Origin of the sequence: Sphingobium sp. (assembly GCF_036170395.1) — a bacterium.
In the GTDB taxonomy this organism is placed as follows: Bacteria; Pseudomonadota; Alphaproteobacteria; order Sphingomonadales; family Sphingomonadaceae; genus Sphingobium.
This window is the reverse complement of the sequence record NZ_JAVHPD010000001.1, coordinates 58107-80164: the sequence shown is the minus strand read 5'-3', so window position 1 is coordinate 80164 and position 22058 is coordinate 58107. Positions and strand designations below refer to the sequence as shown.

Annotated in this window: 18 protein-coding genes and 1 tRNA gene; 7 read left to right on the top strand and 12 right to left on the bottom strand. The window is 65.0% G+C overall.

The window, feature by feature from the left end:
• Nucleotides 1-44 precede the first annotated feature (44 nt).
• Nucleotides 45-1529 carry a replicative DNA helicase gene (locus V2B31_RS00365; protein ID WP_328274240.1) on the top strand — a complete coding sequence of 495 codons (1485 nt, stop codon included), beginning with the start codon at nucleotides 45-47 and terminating at the stop codon, nucleotides 1527-1529.
• 132 nt (nucleotides 1530-1661) lie between these two features.
• Here the strand turns inward: V2B31_RS00365 and V2B31_RS00360 are convergent, their stop codons facing one another.
• The 10 genes from V2B31_RS00360 to V2B31_RS00315 form a co-directional block, all read right to left on the bottom strand.
• Nucleotides 1662-3464, bottom strand: a complete 1803-nt coding sequence (locus V2B31_RS00360; RefSeq protein WP_328274239.1) for a DUF885 domain-containing protein — start codon at nucleotides 3462-3464, stop codon at nucleotides 1662-1664.
• A 108-nt stretch (nucleotides 3465-3572) separates the two neighbouring features.
• On the bottom strand, nucleotides 3573-4358 hold the full coding sequence (locus V2B31_RS00355; RefSeq protein WP_328274238.1) for a phosphoadenylyl-sulfate reductase: 786 nt from the start codon (nucleotides 4356-4358) through the stop codon (nucleotides 3573-3575).
• Nucleotides 4351-4791, bottom strand: a complete 441-nt coding sequence (locus V2B31_RS00350; protein ID WP_328274274.1) for a DUF934 domain-containing protein — start codon at nucleotides 4789-4791, stop codon at nucleotides 4351-4353. The genes V2B31_RS00355 and V2B31_RS00350 overlap by 8 nt, the downstream gene beginning before the upstream one ends.
• A gap of 140 nt (nucleotides 4792-4931) precedes the next feature.
• Nucleotides 4932-6563: a nitrite/sulfite reductase gene (locus tag V2B31_RS00345; protein ID WP_328274237.1), complete on the bottom strand. Its 1632-nt coding sequence runs from the start codon at nucleotides 6561-6563 to the stop codon at nucleotides 4932-4934.
• 3 nt (nucleotides 6564-6566) lie between these two features.
• The gene (locus V2B31_RS00340; RefSeq protein ID WP_328274236.1) at nucleotides 6567-6863 is read right to left on the bottom strand and encodes a DUF2849 domain-containing protein; all 297 of its coding nucleotides are present in this window, start codon (nucleotides 6861-6863) and stop codon (nucleotides 6567-6569) included.
• The gene (gene cobA, locus V2B31_RS00335) at nucleotides 6860-7723 is read right to left on the bottom strand and encodes a uroporphyrinogen-III C-methyltransferase (RefSeq protein WP_328274235.1); all 864 of its coding nucleotides are present in this window, start codon (nucleotides 7721-7723) and stop codon (nucleotides 6860-6862) included. Before cobA ends, V2B31_RS00340 begins: the two co-directional genes overlap by 4 nt.
• A 311-nt stretch (nucleotides 7724-8034) precedes the next feature.
• Complete coding sequence (gene astD, locus V2B31_RS00330) at nucleotides 8035-9468, bottom strand: succinylglutamate-semialdehyde dehydrogenase (protein ID WP_328274234.1); 1434 nt, start codon at nucleotides 9466-9468, stop codon at nucleotides 8035-8037.
• 319 nt (nucleotides 9469-9787) lie between these two features.
• Complete coding sequence (locus V2B31_RS00325; protein ID WP_328274233.1) at nucleotides 9788-10810, bottom strand: FecR family protein; 1023 nt, start codon at nucleotides 10808-10810, stop codon at nucleotides 9788-9790.
• Nucleotides 10728-11333 carry a sigma-70 family RNA polymerase sigma factor gene (locus V2B31_RS00320; protein ID WP_328274232.1) on the bottom strand — a complete coding sequence of 202 codons (606 nt, stop codon included), beginning with the start codon at nucleotides 11331-11333 and terminating at the stop codon, nucleotides 10728-10730. The genes V2B31_RS00325 and V2B31_RS00320 overlap by 83 nt, the downstream gene beginning before the upstream one ends.
• A 200-nt stretch (nucleotides 11334-11533) precedes the next feature.
• Complete coding sequence (locus V2B31_RS00315; protein WP_422247180.1) at nucleotides 11534-11734, bottom strand: hypothetical protein; 201 nt, start codon at nucleotides 11732-11734, stop codon at nucleotides 11534-11536.
• 120 nt (nucleotides 11735-11854) lie between these two features.
• On the opposite strand from V2B31_RS00315, the gene V2B31_RS00310 reads away from it, so the two are divergent.
• The 6 genes from V2B31_RS00310 to V2B31_RS00285 all read left to right on the top strand — a co-directional run bounded on the left by V2B31_RS00310 (nucleotide 11855) and on the right by V2B31_RS00285 (nucleotide 19976).
• Nucleotides 11855-11939, top strand: a tRNA-Leu gene (locus V2B31_RS00310).
• A 67-nt stretch (nucleotides 11940-12006) separates the two neighbouring features.
• Nucleotides 12007-13638, top strand: coding sequence for a trigger factor (gene tig / locus V2B31_RS00305; protein WP_328274231.1), 1632 nt, complete (start codon nucleotides 12007-12009; stop codon nucleotides 13636-13638).
• A 351-nt stretch (nucleotides 13639-13989) separates the two neighbouring features.
• Nucleotides 13990-14967, top strand: a complete 978-nt coding sequence (locus V2B31_RS00300; RefSeq protein WP_328274230.1) for a glycosyltransferase family 2 protein — start codon at nucleotides 13990-13992, stop codon at nucleotides 14965-14967.
• Nucleotides 14968-15057: 90 nt separating this feature from the next.
• Nucleotides 15058-15693 (top strand): ATP-dependent Clp endopeptidase proteolytic subunit ClpP, encoded by a 636-nt coding sequence (clpP, locus tag V2B31_RS00295; RefSeq protein ID WP_328274229.1) that lies wholly within the window; start codon nucleotides 15058-15060, stop codon nucleotides 15691-15693.
• Between the two features lie 140 nt (nucleotides 15694-15833).
• Nucleotides 15834-17102, top strand: a complete 1269-nt coding sequence (gene clpX, locus V2B31_RS00290) for an ATP-dependent Clp protease ATP-binding subunit ClpX (protein WP_328274228.1) — start codon at nucleotides 15834-15836, stop codon at nucleotides 17100-17102.
• Nucleotides 17103-17468: 366 nt separating this feature from the next.
• Entirely contained in the window at nucleotides 17469-19976 is a 2508-nt protein-coding gene (locus tag V2B31_RS00285; RefSeq protein WP_328274227.1) for a TonB-dependent receptor, read from the top strand.
• A 52-nt stretch (nucleotides 19977-20028) separates the two neighbouring features.
• On the opposite strand, the gene mtgA is transcribed toward V2B31_RS00285, so the two are convergent.
• Nucleotides 20029-20727, bottom strand: a complete 699-nt coding sequence (mtgA, locus tag V2B31_RS00280; RefSeq protein ID WP_328274226.1) for a monofunctional biosynthetic peptidoglycan transglycosylase — start codon at nucleotides 20725-20727, stop codon at nucleotides 20029-20031.
• 30 nt (nucleotides 20728-20757) lie between these two features.
• Complete coding sequence (locus tag V2B31_RS00275) at nucleotides 20758-22047, bottom strand: MFS transporter (protein ID WP_328274225.1); 1290 nt, start codon at nucleotides 22045-22047, stop codon at nucleotides 20758-20760.
• Between the last annotated feature and the right edge of the window lie 11 nt (nucleotides 22048-22058).

Sequence of the window (22058 nt, the reverse complement as noted above, 5' to 3'; positions counted from 1 at the left end):
ACCGCCCCCTTGCGTGGGCGGCGCGTCGGGCCGAAAGAGGGCGCATGGTCGAACTGCTGAAAATTCATCCCGCCGAGGCGAGCGGCGTTGAGCTGCCGCGCAATGTGGAAGCCGAAGCCGCACTGCTGGGCGCGATCATGATCGACAACCGCATCGCCGAGGATGTCCAGCTCAAGCTCAAGGCCGAGCATTTCTTCGAGCCGCTCCACGGCCGCATTTACGACGCGATCATGCGCCTGCTGGACCGCGACATGGTCGCCAATCCGGTGACGCTGAAGCCCATGCTGGATCAGGATCCCGCGCTCAAGGAACTGGGCGGCGCGGCCTATCTGGCGCAGCTGACCGGCAGCGGCGCGGCGCTGATCGGCGCGCGCGACTTCGCCGCCCAGATCTACGACCTCGCTCTGCTGCGCCAGCTGGTCAGCGTCGGGCGCGAACTGGTTGAAAATGCGCTCGATACCAGCGAGGATGTCAACCCGCGCGAGCAGATCGAGGCGGCCGAAGTCGCGCTCTACAAAGTGTCGGAGGGGGAGGGGGAGAGTGGCTCGGTCAAGAGCTTCCTCACCGCGTCGACCATGGCGGTGCAGGTCGCCGAGCGCGCGCTCAACAGCGGCGGCCATGTCTCGGGCATAACCACCGGCATCAACAGCCTCAACGCCAAGATCGGCGGCCTCCACAATTCGGACCTTATGATCCTCGCCGGCCGCCCCGGCATGGGCAAGACCTCGCTCGCCACCAATATCGCCTATAATGCCGCCTCGCGCTGGGTCCGCGACAATGCCGACGGCATCCCGCCGGAAAAAAATATGGGGGCGAAGACCGCCTTCTTCTCCCTCGAAATGTCCGCCGACCAGCTCGCGACCCGCGTTCTGGCCGAACAATCAGGGATCAGCGGTGAAGCGCTCCGCATGGGCAAGATCAGCCGCGCCGACTTCCAGAACCTGTCACGCGCGGCCCGCGACTTGCAGGAACTGCCCCTCTTCATCGACGACACGCCCGGCCTCACCATCGCGGCGCTCCGCACCCGCGCCCGGCGGCTCAAGCGCCGGCACGATATCGGCTTCATCGTGGTCGATTACCTCCAGCTTCTGCAAGGCACGGGCAAGGGCGACGGCAACCGCGTCAACGAGATTTCGGAGATTTCGCGGGGCCTCAAAACGCTGGCGAAGGAACTCCACGTCCCGGTGCTCGCCCTCTCGCAGCTCAGCCGCGCGGTCGAGCAGCGCGAGGACAAGCGCCCCCAGCTTTCCGACCTGCGCGAATCCGGCTCGATCGAGCAGGACGCTGACATGGTCTGGTTCGTGTTCCGCGAGGATTATTATGAAGCCGCCAAGGAGCCCAAGGTCGAGGACGAAACCGCCTATGCCGCTTGGCGCGAGAATATGGACCGCATCTACGGCAAGGCCGAAGTCATCGTCGCCAAGCAGCGCCACGGCTCCACCGGCCGTATCCGCATGAAATTCGACGCGAAAATCACCCGCTTCTCCGACCTCGCCGAGGATGGGTATGAGGATATGGGTTACGAATAATCTCATCCTCCCCTGCAAGGGGAGGGGGACCGTTCGCGAAGCGAATGGTGGAGGGGTGTCACCCTCTCGATAGCGGGACACCCCTCCGTCAGGCGCTACGCGCCTGCCACCTCCCCTGCCAGGGGAGGAATTTTATACCGCCTTCGCCCTCACCGCGATCCTCTGCTCCAGCATCGACAACGGCATCGCGCCTTCCTCAAGAATGGCGTGGAACTGCTTGAGATCGAAACTCTTCCCCTGCGCCGCCTGAGCCGCCGCGCGCGCCTTGCTCCAGATCCCGTGGCCGACCTTGTAGCTGGTCGCCTGGCCCGGCTGAGTGCAGTAGCGCTCGACCTCGCGCTGGCAGCGCGGCCGGGCGAAGCCGGTGGTCTGCACCATATAGTCGGTCGCCTTTTCGCGGCTCCATTGTTTCGCATGGATGCCGGTGTCGATCACCAGCCGCGCCGCGCGGAACAGGAAGGACTGGAGATAGCCCGCTCGGTCGATCGGCGTCGCATAGCCGCCCAGTTCGTCGGCGAGCTGCTCGGCATAGAGCGCCCAGCCTTCCGAATAGGCGCTCATGAAGGCGATCTTGCGCAGCATCGGCACGTCGCCCGCCGTCTGCGCGGTCGAAATCTGGAGATGATGGCCCGGCACGCCTTCGTGATAGGTGAGCGCCGGCAGGCCATATTTCGGCCAGTCGCCCACATCCTTCAAATTGATGAAGTAAATGGCCGGCCGCGACCCGTCGAGCGCGGCGCGGTTATAATAGCCGTTCGACGCGCCATCCTGAATCTCGACCGGCACCGCCCGGATTTCCAGCGGCGTGTCGGGGATGGTGGGGAACGCCTGGGGCAGCTTCGCCTTCATCGCGTCAAGGTCGCGGTTGAGCTGCGCCAGCAGCGCTGTGCGTCCCTCCGGGCTGTCGGCATAAAGCTGTGCGGGATCGACATTGAGCGCCGCCAGCCGCTCGCCGATCGAGCCGCTGGTGCGGCCCGCGCCTTTGAGGATCGTGTCGAGCTGCGCGCTGATGTCGGCGACCTGCTCCAGCCCCATGGCGTGGATCTGGTCGGCGCTGAGGTCGGTGGTGGTGGCCTGCTTCAGCGCCGCGGCATAGATTTCGTCGCCGCGCGGCGTGCGCCACACCCCGTCGCCCGCCGCCGTCTTGCCCTTCAACGCCTCGATCGCCGCGATCTGCTCGTCCAGCGCGGGGTAGATCGCCTTTTCGACGATCGCGCTCGCCTGCGCCTGCCAGTCGCCAGCGATGCCCTTGGCGGCGGCGCGCTTGACCAGCGACTGCACCATCGAGCTGTCGGCGGCGGGCTGGCCGCGCAGCTTCTTCAATTGCCCTATAGTCAAGTCCAGTGACCAGGCCGGCGCCAGATAGCCCCGCGCCGCCTCGTCCCGCTGGAGCGCCGTGTCGGTGCGCAGGTTGCGCGCCAGCGCGTCGAGCCGCGCGACATAGGCCTCGCAATCGGGCGCGGCGTTGATCGTATGCGCGGTGTTGAGGAAGTCCGGCGTGCGAAAATAGGCGCCGCCCTGCTGGAAGATGCGGTAGGGCCGTTGCACGCTGTTGAGTTCGAAGCGCCCCGGCGCGACCGTCTGCTGCCCCAGCGAATAGAGGATCACGTCGAGGTTGAGCCGCTGCTTCTCCGACAGGCTCGCGCTCTTATAGCCCTCCAGTTCGGCGATGGCGGCGCGGGTGGCCGCCAGATCCTTCATCATGCCCGACTTGCTATTGTCGTCGAGCTGGCTTTTCGCCCCGGCGCGCGCGCCCTTGTCGAGGCCGAGGCTGGTGACGAGCGTCGGCGAAAGATCGAGCTGCCGCTCGAAAATGGCGGCGAAGGCGGCATTGAGGCGCGCATCGTCACGCCCCTCGCTTTGGGCAAGCGCGCGCGGCGCGGCGGCGGCCAGAGCAACCGCCCCGCTGCTGGCGAGAAATGAACGACGATCCATGCGCGACTCCCTTATATGTGCATAAGAGTGTATTGCGCGGCTGCCACGATCCGTCCAGCCGCTCGTAACATTGTTACGGCCGGGCGATATTTTCGGTCGAGCAGCGGGTCAGAAAACCGGCTGGTTGGCCGGGTCTTCGGGATCGGCCTTGCCGATCGGCGAGACCGGCGAATGGATGCCGCATTCCACCTTGTCCCACCCGCGCCAGCGCCCCGCGCGCGGGTCTTCGCCCGGCAGCACCTTCGACGTGCAGGGTTCGCAGCCGATCGACAGATAGCCCTGCGCCTCCAGTGGATGGCGCGGCAGGTCATGCTCGGCGAACCAGGCCTCGAGGTCAGCCTTGGTCCAGTCGCCCAGCGGGTTGATCTTCAGCCGCCCATCCTCGACCTCGAACCGGGGGAGGTTCTGGCGCGTGACCGACTGGAACGCCTTGCGCCCGGAAATCCAGGCATCCAGGCCGGATTTAGCGCGCTTCATCGGCTCCACTTTGCGAATGTCGCAGCAGCCGTCGGGGTCGTAGGACCAGCGCAGCCCGGTCGCATCCTTCGCCGCCAGCACATCGGGCAATGGCGTCACGGTGCGGCTGTCGGCAAGGCCGAGGCGCTTCACCAGCAGGTCGCGATAATGCAGCGTCTCGTCGAACATCTTGAGCGTGTCGACGAAGATCACCGGCACGCTGGGATCGGCCTTCGCCACCAGATCGAGCAGCACCGCGCTTTCGGTGCCGAAGGAGGAGACGACGCCGACATTGCCGGCCAGTCCCTCCGCGAACACGGTCCTCAGCATCGTCAGGGCATCGACTCCCTCGAACCGGGCGTTGAGCGCGTTGGCATCGGCCTGAGTGAAGGCGGGGCGGGCGTCGATGATGTCGATCTGCCGGGCGGGTTCAGCCATGGGTCTTCTCCGGGTGCCGCTTCGCCCAAATGGGGCTGCGGCCGTCGATCGTCTTCTGATAGACATCGGCATAGCGGGTGAGCGCGCGATCGACGGCGGCATCGTCAAGCGGCTTTGCGGGATGGAAACTGTCGAAGCCGCAGCGGCGCATGGCGTTGATCTGGTCGACCAGAACGTCACCCACGGCGCGCAGTTCGCCCTGATAGCCGGCTTCACGCAGGATGCGCGCGGCCGAATAGCCGCGCCCGTCGCCATAAGCGGGGAAGTTCACCTCCACGAGCGACAGCCGGTCGAGATGCGGCAGCAATTCGCGCGCATCCTCGCCCGCCTCGATGCGGACGGCGGTGGAATTGGACTGGCCGGTAAAGGCCTCGACCGTAACGCCGGGCTCCTGACTGGCCTCGCCGTCGCGGAAGGAGAGGAACTCAACCATCTTGGCAATCTCCGTCCGCTTGACCAACCCCGTCATCCCCGCGGAGGCGGGGATCCATCTCCCGCCGTTGCGGCTGGGGATAGCGTGGGAGATAGATTCCCGCCTTCGCGGGAATGACGAACGGCTCATGCCGCACGACATCACCCATAAATCGCCTCCTTGAACGGCTTCATGCCGATGCGGCGATAGGTGTCGAGGAAGCGTTCGCCGCTTTCCCGCTGGGCGAGGTAGATATCCGTCACCTTCTCGATCGCATCGACCACGCCATCCTCGGAAAAACCGGGGCCGGTGATCTGGCCGAGCGACGCATCCTCCGCGCCCGATCCGCCGAGCAGCAGCTGGAAATTCTCCACGCCTTTCCGGTCCACGCCCAATATGCCGATATGCCCGGCATGATGATGGCCGCAGGCGTTGATGCAGCCGGAAATCTTGAGCTTCAGCTCGCCCAGCTCCGCCTGCCGCTCTTGCGCTGCAAAGCGCTGCGCGATCTTCTGCGCCAGCGGGATCGATCGGGCATTGGCAAGCGCGCAATAATCGAGGCCGGGGCAGGCGATGATATCGGTGATGAGATCGAGATTGGCCTCGGCCAGCCCCGCTTCGTCCAGCGCCCGCCAGATGGCGTAAAGGTCCGTCTTCCTCACATGCGGCAGGACGAGGTTCTGCGCGTGGGTGACGCGAACTTCGTCCAGCGAATAGCGTTCGGCAAGGTCGGCGACGAGCGCGATCTGCTCGGCCGACGCGTCGCCGGGAATGCCGGTCAGCGGTTTGAGGCTGATGTTGACGATCGCATAGCCTGGCGCCTTGTGCGCCGCGACCTGCCGGTCGACCCACAGCGCGAAAGCGGGGTCGCCGCGGTCAATCTCTTCGCCAAGGCCCGTTTCATAGGCAGGCGGGGCGAAGAAGGCGCGGATGCGATCCAGTTCCTCGACCGGCGGGTTGAGGCCCAGGTCGCGCATATGCGCATACTCCTCCTCCACCTGCCGCTTATATTCCTCGACGCCGAGTTCATGGACCAGAATTTTGATCCGCGCCTTATATTTGTTGTCCCGCCGGCCGTAGCGGTTGTAGACGCGCAGGCAGGCTTCGAGATAGGCGACGATCTCGTCCTCGCCCACAAAGTCCCTGATAAGCGGGGCGACCATGGGCGTGCGCCCCATGCCGCCGCCGGCATAGACTTCCGCGCCGATCTTCCCCTCGCGCGCCACCAGCTTCAGCCCGATATCGTGCAGCCGCATCGCCGCCCGATCCTCGTCCGATGCGATCACCGCGATCTTGAACTTGCGCGGCAGATAGGTGAATTCAGGATGGAAGCTCGACCATTGGCGCAACAACTCGGCCCAGGGGCGGGGGTCCGCGATCTCGTCGGCGGAAACGCCGGCATATTGGTCCGAACTGATGTTGCGGATGCAATTGCCGCTGGTCTGGATCGCGTGCATCTCGACGGTCGCTAGTTCGGCGAGAATGTCGGGCGCGTCGGCCAGCTTGATCCAGTTATATTGCAAATTCTGCCGCGTGGTGAAATGGCCGTAGCCGCGGTCATATTTCGCCGCGATCTCGCCCAGCTTTCGCATCTGCCGCGCCGACAGCGTGCCATAGGGAATGGCGACGCGCAGCATATAGGCGTGGAGCTGAAGATAGAGGCCGTTCATCAGCCGCAGCGGCTTGAACTGATCCTCGGTCAGCGCGCCGGTCAGGCGGCGCTGCACCTGATCGCGAAACTCCTCGACGCGGGCGTCCACCATGGACTGGTCATAGCTGTCGTAGCGATACATGGTTCAGATCACCCAGTTGCCGGCGTCGGCGTCGTTCGGTTTCAACGTCAGGTCGGGGCGCACCGTCGGGCCGAGTGCGCGGATGCGATCCTTGATATGGGCGGGGCGGACGCCCGCGTCGGTCAGCGTCGCGTCGATCACATAGGCGCCCACGACCCGCAGCGCCGCCTCTTCGGTGCGCGCCAGATCCTCGCCCTGCGCGCCGACATCGACGCTGTCGGACACCTGGCGCGACCAGCCATCGCCCGCCCACCAGATCACGTCGCCGGTCACAAGATCATTGCCGGTCAAAATCTTCACTTGCCCCTAACTCCGTTCGGGCTGAGCCTGTCGAAGCCCCGCCCTTCTGTTCGCGAACCCTCATCCGAAGGAAAAGCCCGGCCTTCGAAAGGCTCAGGCCAAACCGATGGCAGGCTGTTCCAAACGTCCCGCGCGATCGCATGCGCCGCCACCTCGCCCACGACGATCAGCGCCGGGCTCTTCACCTGTTCGCGCAAGACCATGTCGCCCAGATCGGCGAGAAGCGTGCGCAGCGTCCGCATGTCGGCGCGCGTGCCATTTTCCAGCACCGCCACGGGAATGGCGGGCGAAACGCCATCGGCGATCAGCTTCTCGGCAATATCGGCGGCGGTGGCGACGCCCATATAGATAACGAGCGTACGCCCCTTGCCCGCAAGGCCCGACCAGTCCTGATCCGTCAGCCCCTTGCACTGGCCGGCGACAAAGCTGACCGCGCTCGACGCCGCGCGATGGGTGAGGGGGAGCTGCGCCTGCGCCGCGCTGCCGAGCGCCGCGCTGACGCCGGGCACGACCTCTACGGCCACGCCGGCGGCACGGCAGGCCTCGACCTCTTCGCCGCCGCGCCCGAAGATGAAGGGATCGCCGCCCTTCAACCGCACCACGCGCCGCCCTTCGCGTGCCAATTCGACCAGCAGCGCGTTGATCGCGTCCTGCGGCAGGCTGTGGCGGCTGCGCTGCTTGGCGACGGAAATGAGATCGGCGTCGGGCGAGGCGAGGGCGAGAATGTCGGCCGACACCAGCCCGTCATGCACGATCACGTCCGCTTGACCGATCAGGCGCGCGGCCTTGATCGTCAGCAGGTCGGGATCGCCCGGCCCCGCGCCCACGAGATGGACGGTAGAAGGTGCAGCTTCAGCCATGGTCGCCAGATGGCGAAAGCGGCCCCCAAGTTCAATTCAGAATGGGTATGCGGGGGGTTAGGAAAAGTTTTGTTGGGGGGAGTTGCCTGAGTAGAACAACAAAATGCAGGCTTCGGTGTACGGTCCGACATCATCCTCCCCTGCAAGGGGAGGGGGACCATTTGCGAAGCGAATGGTGGAGGGGTGTCACCCTCTCGATAGCGGGACACCCCTCCGTCACGCGCTTTGCGCGCACCACCTCCCCTGCAAGGGGAGGATTATGGCTCCGCGGCGTTCCCTCGCTCCGCTACGCTTACACTGAGTCTCTCCCATCAATCCCCCATCGCCGCCACGTCGATGTCCTTCAGCCCCACGCCGATCGAGGCGCGCGGGGTCTCGATCTCCGCCGACACCACCGGATAGGCGCAATAGTCGGCGGCATAATAAGCGCTTGGCCGATGGTTGCCCGATATGCCGACGCCGCCGAACGGCGCGTTGGAGGCAGCGCCGTTGGTTGGGCGGTTCCAGTTGACGATGCCGGCGCGGATGTTGGACCAGAACATATTATATTGTTCGGGCGACCCGCCGATCAGCGAGGCCGAAAGGCCATAGCGCGTATTGTTCGCCTCCGCGATCGCTTCCCCGAACTCGGCGACGCGGATCACCTGGAGCAGCGGGCCGAACAGCTCGACGTCCGGCCGCTCCTTCATCGCCGTCACGTCGATGATGGCGGGGCTGAGGAAGGGGCGCTCCTTGTTCAGCCGCACCATATGCTTGATCGGCCGGCCGCCGTTGCTCATCAGATAGAGGAAACTCTCGGTCAGCCCATCGGCGGTCTGATTGTCGATCACCGGCCCCATATAGGGCGCGGGGTCGGCATGGGGATGATCGACGATCAGCCGGTCGGCGAGCTTCTTCACCTCCGCGATCAGCCGGTCGGCGATCGTGTCGCGCACGATCAGGCGGCTGGCGGCGGTGCAGCGCTGCCCGCTCGTCATGAAGGCGGACTGGATCACGATCGTCGCCGCCGCGTTGATCTCGGGCGTGTCCCAAACGACGATGGGATTGTTGCCCCCCATTTCCAGCGCCAATATCTTGGATGGCTGGGCGGCAAACTGGCGGTTGATCGCGATGCCGGTCTGCGCCGATCCGGTGAAGAGCACGCCGCCGACATCGGGATGGGCGGTCAGCGCCTTGCCTGTGTCCGGCCCTCCGGGCAGCAGCCGCACGACATCGGCCGGAACCCCCGCCTCATGGTATAGCTTGACCAGCATCTCGCCCACCGCCGGCGTCTTTTCCGACGGCTTGAACAGCACCGCATTGCCGGCCAGCAGCGCTGGAACGATATGCCCGTTGGGCAGATGCGCGGGGAAATTATAGGGGCCGAGCACCGCCATCACGCCATGAGGCTTGTGCCGCACCGACTGGCGCGCGCCGAGATTGGCCTCCAGCCGCCGCTGGCCGGTGCGGTCCGAATAGGCGGCGACGCTGATGTCGACCTTGCCCATCACCGCCTGCACTTCGTTGCGCGCGTCCCACAGCGGCTTGCCGGTTTCGCGCGCGATCAGGTCGGCGAGCTTGTCCTCGTGCCGGCGCACGACATTGACGAAGCGGCGCAGCGTCTCGATTCGATAGGCGATGGGCTGCGCGGCCCATTTGGGCCAGGCCTTGCGCGCGCGCTCGACTTCGGCGCTCACATCGCCCGGCTCCCCCTGCCAGAGCAGCGCGCCGGTGGCGGGTTCATGCGAAGAGAGCGAGGCGACCATTTGGGGATAAGCCTATGCCGCAAAAGGGTTAAGGAATGGATAGGGGAGGGGGGTGCGGCCGATCCGCCTGCCCTGAACGGTCCCATATGGCCGCTGCGTCCCGCCCGCGCAACGGCGCGCTTGACCTCGGCCGGTTCGACATAGGGCGACGTCGCATCATCCTCCCCCTTAGGGGGAGGTGGCGCGCGCGGAGCGCGTGACGGAGGGGTGTCCCGCTCTCGATAGGGCGACACCCCTCCGTCTGGCCTTCGGCCAGCCACCTCCCCTGCAAGGGGAGGATGACGTTTCGCCAGTTCCTGCTGTCCTGTCCGGCGCGAACCTATCGCGCCGCCAGCGCAGGCCCCGTCCCTTCGTCGCGATAGAGCAGCATCACCGATCCGTCCTCGCCATGCACGACACGCACCGGCAGCCTGGTCTGGAGGGCGCGCAGGAAAGCGGCGCTGTCGGTTGTGCGGAAGCGGCCCGCGACGCGCAGCGCCGACACGCGCGTGTCGCCGATCAGGATCGGCGCGGTGCGATAGCGGTTGAACTCGCTTGCCGCCTGCTCCACCGGTTCGCCGTCCAGAGCGACCATGCGTTCGCGCCAGGCGGTGCGCTGGCCGACGAGATCGGGGCCGAGGCGGGTCAGCGATATGGCGCGAGGCTGGATGACCGCGCCGCCGCCGGCCGGCACCTGCCCGCTGGCGACGCCGCCCGAATGAACCTTGACCGCGCCCTTGGTGACGGTGAGTTCGACCAGCGACGGGCGCATCCGCAGGTTGAACGCGGTGCCGACTGCCTGGAGCACGGCCGCGCGCGCCTCGACATCGAAGGGGCGCGTGGGATCATGCGCGACGTCGAACGCGGCCTCGCCCTTCAGCAGCCGAACCTTGCGGCCATTGGCGGTGAAGCGCACTTCGGCCGCGCTGTCGCTGTTGAGATGCAGGACAGAGCCGTCCTCCAGCTTGACGTCGCGAGTCTGGCCGACCGCGGTTTCGTAGCGCTCGACCCCGTTGAAGGTGCGGATGGTGACGATCGCGGCGACGATGAACAACAGCACCGCGATGCCCGCCACGATCCAGATGTTGCGCGACAGGCGGCGCTGCTGCTCCTCGCTGACGATCTGCTCGATAGGGGGAAGGGTGACGTCGGCCGCTGCGCTCTTCAGGCGCTGGGCCGCTTCCCACGCGGCTTCGGCGCGGGCGAAGGCGACGCCATGGGCAGGGTCCGATTCGACCCAGGCGCAAATCGCGGCTTCGTCTTGCGGCGTGGGATCGCTGTTAAGCCTGGCCAGCAGGCGCGCGGCTTCCGCTTCGATCGCGATCCTGTCCGCGCTGTCCGAACCTGATCCCGACGCCTGCACGCTCGAAGTCCGTTTCCTCACGTTCCGCCCAGGCCCGCATAACTATCGCGATGGCTTTGGCCAGATGTTTTTCAACTGTAGAGACGGACAGCGCCATTTCCTCCGCTATTTCCAGCATGGATTTTTCCTGGATGCGGCGAAGGATGAAGACCCGGCGGCATTGGGAGGGAAGCGACTCGACGATCGCCTCGACCTGGCGCAGCGCCTCGCGGGCGTGCAGTTGCGACTCCATGTTGTTCTCGCCGCCTAGCAGTTCGAGATCGGCGATCGTCTCGAAACTCACCACCTTGTTGCGGCGGGCGGTGTCGATCACCAGATTACGGGCGATGGTGAAGAGATAGGCCCGGCCTGTCGTCACATTCTCCCAATTTTCCGTGGCATAGGCGCGGGTCATGACTTCGGCGACCATGTCGTCCAGCTCATGAGTGTGGGGCAGAATGCGCCGGAGACGGCCGCGCAGAGCGGCTTCCTGAGGCAGGATGACGGTCTTGAACCATTCCAGCTTTGCGCGAACCCGATGCACGTCGACCCCCTTGATTGTCAGCCGCGCCTCTCCCGCTTTCTTCTGTTTGTCACAGTTCAATCATGCTTGCAGGGGGCTGTCCAGCGGGCAGAAGGCCATTTTTTAACAATCGGCCCGGAAGTTCCGGGCCGACGCAAATTTGTTGTGGATATGTGGGCCGTGGAGCACAGTTCATGTCGTCGGCCGCTCCGGCGCGCGTATCAGTCCGGCGGCGGGGGCAGTTCCGTCGGCGCGCTGTCGGGCTGGTCATAGTCAGGGCCGACCGGGGCAATCTCGTCGGGCTCCTCCATCGGCGTCTCGTCCGGGTTGTCGGGCGTTGGCATCTCCTGCGGCGATTGCGGCTCGATGATGTCGGGACCGGGAACGGCGTCGGGGCCGGGGTCGGGACGGGTCGCCATCATGTCTCTCCTCTGTCATGGAAAGGGGCTACGCATGGGGCCGATCGGGGGTTCCGGCGGCTGCGCCACTATCCCTTGCCTCTTCATCCGCTTTTCTCTATGCCGCGCCGACCGGCGACCGATGCGGGCGTGGCGAAACTGGTAGACGCGCCAGATTTAGGTTCTGGTATCGCAAGATGTGGGGGTTCGAGTCCCTTCGCCCGCACCAGTGCGCCAGACCCAAGCCATCGCAGGCGCCACCCGGATTCAGCTGAAGAAAGCGTTTGAGAGAAGAGATGCAGATTGTCGAGACGTTGAACGAGGGCCTGAAGCGCGCCTATACCCTGACCATCCCGTCCACGGACATCGACGCCCGCGTCGAAAAGGAAGTGAAGGCGATCGCCCCCCAGGTCCGCATGCCCGGCTTCCGCCCCGGCAAGGTGCCCGCCAACCTCGTCAAGAAGATGCATGGCGAAGCGCTCCAGCGCGACGCGCTCAACAATTCGATCCAGGACGGCGTGCAGAAGCTGATCGCCGACCAGAAGCTGCGCCCCGCGATGCAGCCTTCGGTCGAGCTGGACGAAGGCTTCGAGTTCGGCAAGGACGCCGAGGTCAAGGTCGCGCTGGAAGTGCTGCCGCAGATCGAGGCCCCCAGCATCGAAGGGCTGAAGCTCGAACGGCTGACCGTTCCGGTCGCCGACGCGCAGGTCGCCGGGTCCGCCGGCCGCATCGCCAGCCAGCAGGGCGCTCTGGAAGAATATGAGGACGGCCATGTCGCCGCCGACGGCGACACGCTGGTGATCGATTTCGTCGGCAAGGTCGACGGCGAAGCGTTCGACGGCGGCAGCGCGCAGGACATCCGTCTGAAGCTCGGCTCGGGCCAGTTCATCCCCGGCTTCGAGGAACAGCTGACCGGCGTCAAGAAGGGCGAGGAAAAGACCATCGAGGTCAGTTTCCCTGAGGATTATGGCGCGGAGCATCTCGCCGGCAAGGCCGCGACCTTCGACGTGACGGTCAAGTCGGTGCTGAACGGCGACAAGCCCAAGCTGGACGATGAATTCGCGAAATCGCTGGGCCTCGAAAGCCTCGACAAGCTCAACGAGCTGCTCAAGGGGCAGATCGAGCAGGAGCATAACGGCCTCACTCGCACCCATATGAAGCGCAAGCTGCTCGACCAGCTCGCCGCCGCCCATGACTTCGACGTACCGCCGAGCATGGTCGAGGCCGAGTTCGGCCAGATTTGGGCGCAGCTGGAGCATGAAGCCAGCCATGAGGAAGATCCCGAAGCGGCGCTCAAGGAAATGGAAGCGGAGAAGGACGATTATCGCGCCATCGCCGTGCGCCGCGTCCGCCTCGGCCTGCTGCTCTCCGAAATCGGCCAGGCCAATGGCGTGACCGTCTCCGACCAGGAAATGAACCGCCTCATCATGCAGGCCGCGCAGCAGTACAGCCCGCAGGACCGCGAGCGCTTCGTCCAATATGTCCGCCAGGATCCGATGGCCGCCGCCCAGCTGCGCGCGCCGCTTTACGAGGACAAGGTCGTCGACTTCCTGTTCGACAAGGCCGAAGTCACCGACCGCGAAGTGACCCGCGAGGAACTGGAAGCCGCGATCGAGGCCGAGGATGGCGATTTGAAGCCCCATGTCCATGGGCCGGGCTGCGGCCATGACCACGATCATGACGACCAGCCGAAGGCCACGCCAAAGAAGGCCGCCGCCGAACCCGCCGCTGACGAAGCGCCCGCCGCCGAACCCGTGACGGAGGACGCCGCTGAGGCCGCGCCCGCCAAGAAGGCTGCGCCCAAGAAGGCCGCCGCCAAGAAGGAAGAGGCTCCCGCACAGGAAGCGGTGACTGAGGACGCCCCGGTCGCTGAGGAAAAGCCCAAGAAAAAGGCCGCTCCCAAAAAGGCCGCCGCCAAGGCCGAATAAGCGCCGCGACAGAAAGGAAAAGCGCCCGGTTTCAAGCTGAAGCCGGGCGCTTTTTACGTGCGGGCGCACGATTTTCTTTATCCTCTCCCGCCTTCGCGGGAGAGGCAACGAAGACTTGGCATCTTGCTGCCTAGTCGAAGTGGTGAGGGTCTTTTCCAATGCACCCTAGGCAAGAAAATGAGACCCTCACCCAACCCTCTCCCGTGAAGACGGGAGAGGGCCAATGAAAGTGACCCCCGTTCGCCCCGCTCACCCAAAGCCGCCTTTTCATTTCGCGCGCGGCATGGCAGACGAAATCTTAATCATGATGCGCCATGTCGCTGGCATGGACGGGGCAGGGGCGCGCAGGCGATGAAGGAATATCCGGCAGTGAACAGCGATGTCGCCAGCCCCACGCCGCGCATCGCCGTGATCCTGCCCTGCTATAACGAAGCCGGGGCGATCGTGCGGACGGTCGAGGATTTCCGCCGCGCGCTGCCCGCCGCCGACATCTATGTCTTCGACAATAACAGCAGCGACGGCAGCCGCGAGCTGGCGGCGAGCGCAGGCGCGATCGTGCGGCGCGTCAGCCAGCAGGGCAAGGGCCATGTCGTGCGCCGCATGTTCGCCGATGTGGACGCCGACATCTATATCATGGCCGATGGCGACGCGACCTACGAAGCCGCCGCCGCGCCGCGCATGGTCGCCGCCATGCTGGAGGATAATCTCGACATGGTCGTGGGCGCGCGCCGCGACGAGGTGGAGGCGGCCTATCGGCGCGGCCATCGCTTTGGCAACTGGGCGCTGACCAGCCTTCTGAAGCAATTGTTCGGCCGCAGCTTCACCGACATTCTCTCGGGCTACCGCGTCTTTTCGCGCCGCTTCGTCAAGAGCTTCCCCGTGCTGTCCGCCGGCTTCGAGATCGAGACCGAGATGAGCGTCCATGCGCTCGAACTCGCCATGCCGGTGGCCGAAGTGATGACCGCCTATGGCGCGCGGCCCGAAGGATCGGTCAGCAAGCTCAGCACCTATCGCGACGGCTGGCGCATCCTGCGGACCATCATCACCCTGTACCGCATCGAGCGGCCGGTGCTGTTCTTCGGCGTCATCGCGGCCTTCCTCGCGGCGGCGGGGCTGGGGCTCGCCGCGCCGCTGATCCTTACCTATATGGAGACCGGGCTGGTGCCCCGTTTCCCGACCGCCATCCTCGTGACCGGCCTCATGATCCTCGCGACCCTGTCGGTGATGTGCGGGCTGATCCTCGACACGGTGGTGCGCGGCCGGCGCGAGGTGCGGCGGCTCGCCTATCTCGCCTTCCGCGCGCCGTCGGACTACGCCCTGCGCGACTGATCGGACGGGGGCCTCAAGCCCTCTTGAACCCTGTCGCTTTTGTCCCGATGTAGGGTTCGGGCAAAAGCAATCACACGGAAAAGAGCAACAATGACCGATATCATGTCCGATCCCATGGCCGCGCTGGTCCCCATCGTCATCGAACAGTCGAACCGCGGCGAGCGCAGCTTCGACATTTATTCGCGGCTGTTGCGCGAGCGGATCATCTTCATCACGGGCCAGGTCGAGGATCATATGGCCTCGCTGATCGTGGCGCAGCTGCTGTTCCTCGAATCGGAAAATCCGAAGAAGGACATCTGGATGTACATCAACTCGCCGGGCGGGGTGGTGACGGCCGGCATGGCGATCCACGACACGATGAAATATATCCGGCCGCAGGTCGGCACCGTCTGCATCGGCCAGGCCGCCTCGATGGGCAGCTTCCTGCTCGCCGCCGGCGAGCCGGGCAAGCGCATCGCGCTTAGCAACGCCCGCATCATGGTGCACCAGCCCTCGGGCGGGGCGCAGGGCATGGCGAGCGACATCGAGATCCAGGCCAAGGAAATCCTGCGCATCCGCCGCCGCCTCAACGACCTCTACGTCAAATATACCGGCCAGACGCTTGAGGCGGTGGAGCGGGCGATGGACCGCGACACCTTCCTGGAGGCGGACGAAGCCAAGGCGTTCGGCCTGGTCGACGAAGTGTTCGATCGGCGCCCGGTCGCAGCGGAATCCAGCGACGCCTAAAGACTATCTTTACCGCGGCGCGTCACTTTCTCCCCTTGTGGAACGGGCGCACCGCGGTCTAGGATGGCCTTTGGACCAGAAAATCCCTTGCCGGACGCGGATCGGGTTATGATCCCCCGAAAGGGAAGAGAGAATGACGAATGACTAAGCTTACCGGTTCGGACTCGAAAAGCACGCTTTACTGCTCCTTCTGCGGCAAGTCGCAGCATGAGGTGCGCAAGCTGATCGCGGGGCCGACCGTATTCATCTGCGACGAGTGCGTGGAGCTGTGCAACGACATCATTCGCGAGGAGACCAAGGGCGGTCTCGTCGGCAAGAAGGATGGCGGCGTGCCGACCCCGCAGGAAATCTGCGACGTGCTCGACGATTATGTGATCGGCCAGAACCGCGCCAAGCGGGTGCTGTCCGTCGCGGTCCACAATCATTATAAGCGCCTGAACCACGGCTCCAAGCCGGGCGAGGTGGAACTCGCCAAGTCCAACATCCTGCTCGTCGGCCCGACCGGCTGCGGCAAGACTTTGCTGGCGCAGACGCTCGCCAAGACGTTCGACGTGCCCTTCACCATGGCTGACGCGACGACGCTGACCGAGGCTGGCTATGTCGGCGAGGATGTGGAGAATATCATCCTCAAGCTGCTCCAGGCGTCCGACTATAATGTCGAGAAGGCGCAGCGCGGCATCGTCTATATCGACGAGATCGACAAGATCAGCCGCAAGGCCGAGAATCCTTCGATCACCCGCGACGTGTCGGGCGAGGGCGTGCAGCAGGCGCTGCTCAAGCTGATGGAAGGCACTACCGCCTCGGTTCCGCCGCAGGGCGGGCGCAAGCATCCGCAGCAGGAATTTCTTCAGGTCGACACGACCAACATCCTGTTCATCTGCGGCGGCGCGTTCGCGGGTCTGGAAAAGATCATCGGCGATCGCCTCGAAGCCAAGTCGATCGGTTTCGGCGCGCATGTCGCTGCGCCCGAGGAACGCCGCACCGGCGAACTGCTCCGCCAGAGCGAGCCCGAGGATCTGCTGAAGTTCGGCCTCATCCCCGAATTCGTCGGTCGTTTGCCGGTGATCGCGACGCTGGAAGACCTGGATGTGACCGCGCTGGTCAAGATCCTGGTCGAGCCGAAGAACGCGCTGGTGAAGCAATATGGCAAGCTGTTCGACATGGAGAATGTGGAACTGAGCTTCACCGACGACGCGCTGACTGCGATTGCGAAGAAGGCGATCGAACGCAAGACCGGCGCGCGCGGCCTCCGCTCGATCCTGGAAGCGATCCTGCTCGACACGATGTTCGACCTGCCCGGCATGGAAGGCGTGGGCGAGGTCGTGGTCGACAAGGATGTGGTCGCCGGCACCAAGGAGCCGATTCGCGTGTTCAGCGACAAGGGCAAGCGCGCCGAAGACGCCGCCTGATCGCAGGGCGCAACATGGGTTGAAAAGAGGGGCCGGCGAGGCGATCGCCGGCCCCTTTTTTGTTACGGGTGCGTGCAGCGCACAAAAATTGTCGCTGCGTTGCAAAATTGCACCAGCGGCGATTGGATCATGTCCGGTTGATTTAAGCCTCTGTTTTATGTGGTTTAAGTTCCGGTTGGGGGCTGCTCGCCGGGGACCGTAACAGTGGTTGACGCCGAATATGACAACGAGCCTACCGCATTGTAACAAAACTGCAATCCCAGCATCACAGGGGCGTCGTCAGGCGCCGTCACGAGGCGGCCGGCTTCATCAAGCACGACAACCGGCGCGGGCCGCGCCGGTTGTGGAAAAAGGGACAAGGGTCACATGAAACAATTTCTGATGGGCAGCGCCGCGATCATCGCCGTTGCCGCTCCCGCCGCTGCGCTGGCGCAGTCGACAGGTTCGATCGAAACCGAAAACACCATCATCGTCACGGGCGCGCGCACCGCGAGCACCGGCGTCGGTGGCGTCGTCATTCCGGACTCGGCCAAGGCGCGCGGCGTGCTGACGCAGGAGATCATCGCACGTCAGCCCGCGGGCCAGACGATCCTTAATGCGATTAACCTGATCCCGGGCGTGAACTTCACCAACAGCGACGCCTATGGCTCGTCGGGCGGCAACCTGCGTATTCGCGGTTTCGACGGCAACCGCGTTTCGTTGACGTTCGACGGTATCCCGCTGAACGATTCGGGCAACTATGCCATCTATCCCAATCAGCAGCTCGACCCCGAACTGATCCAGGAGGTCAATGTCAACCTCGGCGCGACCGACATCGACAGTCCGACCGCCTCGGCCGCTGGCGGCACCGTCAACTATCGGACGATCGTGCCTAGCGATGATTTCGGCGTGCTGCTGTCGGGTTCGGCAGGCGAATATGACTATTTTCGCCTGTTCGGCCTGATCCAGACCGGTGAAATCGGTCCCTGGGGCACCAAGATGTTCTTCTCTGCGAGCACGACCCGGAATGACAAGTTCAAGGGGCCGGGTGGCATCGAGAAGCAGCAATATAATGCGCGCATCTACCAGCCGCTCGGCACCAGCGGCGACTTCATTTCGCTCGCCGGTCACTGGAACGTCAACCGTAACAATTTCTATCGCAACCCCAGCGTCAACGACATGCGGACGCTGTTCGGCACCGGCACCATTCCTGCGGCGGCGAATATCTCGTCGGCAAACCCCGTTACGCTCAACCTGACCGAAGCGCAGCGCGACACCCTTTTCGGTTTTGAAAATGACGCGGTCTGCAATGCCGGAATCGTAGGCTGCACCAACTATTATGGCCTCCGCATCAACCCGTCGAATACAGGCAATGTGCGTCTGAACTCGCGCTTCACACTGACCGACAACCTCATCTTCACGCTCGATGGCGCCTATCAGTATACGCTTGCCAACGGCGGCGGCTACACCGCCATCCGGGAGGATGCGGCGCTGATCCGCGGCGCGAACCCAGCCTCGCGCGGCGTCGACTATAATGGCGACGGTGATTTCACCGATACGATCGGCTTCTACACGCCGAACAACACCAACACCAACCGCTATACGCTACTCGCCTCGCTGATCTGGGATCTCGCGCCCGAGCACCGCTTCCGCCTGGCCTATACCTATGATCGCGCGCGTCACCGTCAGACCGGCGAGTGGGGTTATCTGGGCAGCAACGGCGCGCCCGAGAATGTCTTCGGCGGCCGTAACGGTCGTCCGGTGCTGAACGCCGATGGCTTCCAGCTGCAACAGCGCGACCGTCTCTCGATTGCGCTGCTGAACCAGGTCGCCGGCCAGTATATCGGCAAGTTCATGGACGAGAAGCTGCGGGTCGAAGTCGGCGTGCGCGCGCCTTTCTTCAAGCGCGATCTGGAAACCTATTGCTACATCCAGACCTCGGGCAGCGGCTTTGCCACCTGCACCAGCCAGACCCCGGCGCAGCTTGTCATCGTGCCGCCGACGCAGGTCGCGCCTTTCCCGGCCAACTCGCTTTATGCGCCGTTCCAGTCCGACTATAAGTTCGACAAGGTTCTGCCCAATGTCGGCCTGACCTACAGCATCACGCCGCAGGCGAGCATCTTCGCCAGCTACGCCAAGGGCATTTCGGCGCCGCGCACCGACAATCTCTATCGCGCGCCGGTGATCAACATCACACCGGAAACCACGGACTCCTTCGATCTGGGCGCCCGCTACACCTCGGGCAAGATTCAGGCCCAGGTGACCGGCTGGTACATCAGCTTCAAGAACCGCATCGTGACCTCCTTCGATCAGGAAGCGGGCATCTCGGTCGATCGCAACGTGGGCAAGGTGGAAGCCTATGGCGTCGACGCCAACCTTGCCTTCTCGCCGATCCGCGAGCTGACTCTCTATGGCTTCGGTTCGTACAACCACAGCCGCCTGAAGAGCGACGTGCAGATCGGCAGCTGCTCGGCCGTCAATGCGGCGATCGGCTGCACCACCGTGGGTCAGGCGATCTTCGCGCCGACTTCGGGCAAGCGCGTCACGGAAACGCCGGACTGGACGGTCGGCGGTCGTGCTCAGGTTGACATCGGCCCCGTGTCGATCGGCGCGCAGGCGAAATATGTCGGCAGCCGCTACGCCACCGATGTTAACGATGTGAAGGTGCCAAGCTACACGACCGTCGATCTCGACGCGCGGTTCAGCCTGGCCCAGTGGGGGGCGGAAAAGACCTTCTTCCAGCTGAACGTGACCAACCTGTTCGACGAATTCTACTTCGGCAATATCAGCACGCAGATCAACGCGGGCACCATCCAGGGCATTGCCGGCGCAAATCCGAATTTCTCGGTGGGTGCGCCGCGCACGGTCATGGGCACGGTGACGGTCGGCTTCTGATCGTCTGCTTCATCGAAGCACCGAAAGGGCGGGGCGCATGTCCCCGCCCTTTTCATTTGAGGCACTGGTCCAGCCCGTCGCGCTGCACCACGCCGATGCGGCGGGCGATGCTGTTGCCGTAGCGGCGGGTGAAGCCGCTCGGCGCGACGGCGGCGCGCTTCTTGGGCAGCGGCAGCACGGCGGCGATGCGCGCCGCTTCCGCCCGCGTCAGCTTGCCCGCGCCATGGCGGAAATAGCGGATCGCGCCCGCCTGCACGCCATAGGTGCCGATGCCGGTCTCCGCGACGTTCAGATAGACCTCCATGATCCGCGGCTTGCCCCACATCGCCTCGATGAGGACGGTGAACCACGCCTCCAGCCCCTTGCGCACGAAGCCGCCGCCCTGCCACAGGAACACATTCTTGGCGGTCTGCTGGCTGATGGTGGAGCCGCCCCGGATGCGGCCGCCGCTGGCATTGTGGATCGCCGCCCTGGCAATGGCGTCCACGTCGAAGCCATGGTGCGCGCAGAACTTCCCGTCCTCCGCCGCGATCGCCGCGCGCGCCATGTTGGGGTCGATCTCGTCCAGGCTCTTCCAGTCCTTGGTGATGCCGTTCGGATCAAACAGCATCGTCAGCGTCACCGGCGGGGGCAGGAAGCGGTAGATCGCGACCATCAGCAGCGACAGGAGGATGAAGCCGCCAACGATCTTGAGCGGAATGCTGATCCAGCGGAAGCGGCGGCGGCGCGGGGCAGGGGCGAGGCTTGTCATCCCGCCAAACTAGCCGACCCGCGGCTTCGTTCAAGCGGGTGCGAACACCGCCTGCCTTCCACGATTGATCAGCAGCACCAGCCCCGCGCCGATCAGGCAGAGCAGCCCCGCACCGACGAAGGCGGGCATATAGCTCGCCCAGACGGTGCGCGACACGCCACCCGCCAGCGCCGCGCTCGCCGCGCCCAGCTGATGCCCGGCGAAAATCCAGCCGAAGACGATGTTCGCCTTCTCAGGGCCGAAGCGCTGCGCCGTGAGCTTGACCGTGGGCGGCACGGTCGCGACCCAGTCGAGGCCGTAGAAGACCGCGAAGATCGACAGGCTGTAGAGCGAGAAGTCGCTGAACGGCAGGTAGAGCAAGGACAGGCCGCGCAGGCCATAATACCAGAAGAGCAGCCAGCGATTGTCGAACCGGTCGGAGAGCCAGCCCGACGCCAGCGTGCCGACGAAATCGAACAGCCCCATCATCGCCAGCATCGACGCCGCGCCGACCGCCGCCAGCCCATAATCGCCGCAGAGCGGGATGAAATGGGTCTGGACGAGGCCATTGGTGCTGGCGCCGCAGATGAAGAAGGAGAAGAAGAGGATCCAGAAGGTCGGCACCCGCGCCGCGTCGCACAGGATGGCGAGGGGACTCAGCAGCAGCGCGCCCAGGCTCGCGGGCTGGGGCGGGGCGGGCTGGACCTGGCTCTCGCCATAGGGGGCAAGGCCAAGGTCCGCTGGCCGATCGCGAATCAGCAGCAGCACGACCAGCGCGGCGACCAGGATCGCGCCGCACACCAACAGCAGCGCCGCGCGCCAGCCCTGGCTTTCGGTGAGGCCGGCGAGCAGCGGCAGGAAGGCGAGCTGGCCCGTCGCCGTGCTGGCCGACAGCAGCCCCATCACGAGGCCCCGCCGCTGCCCGAACCAGCGCGTCGCCACCGTCGCGCCCAGCACCATGGCGGTAAGCCCGGTGCCGATGCCGATGACGACGCCCCATAGCAGCACGAGCTGCCACAGCCGCGTCATGCCGAGCGAGAGGAGCAGCCCGCCGATGACGATCGACAGCGAAATGAGCATCATCCGCCGCACCCCGAAGCGGTTCATGAAGGCGGCGGCGAACGGTCCCATGCCGCCGAACAGCAGGAAGCGGATCGCAAGCGCGCCGCTGATATCCGCCGCGCTCCAGCCATATTCCTTCTGCAATGGCACGATGAACACGCCGGGCGCGCCGACCGCGCCCGCGACGACCAGCATGGTGAGGAAGGTCGCGCCCACGACCGCCCAGCCATAATGGATGCGCCGCGCGGACAGGCGGGCGGCAAGAGCGGTCGAGAGCATGGACATCCCCC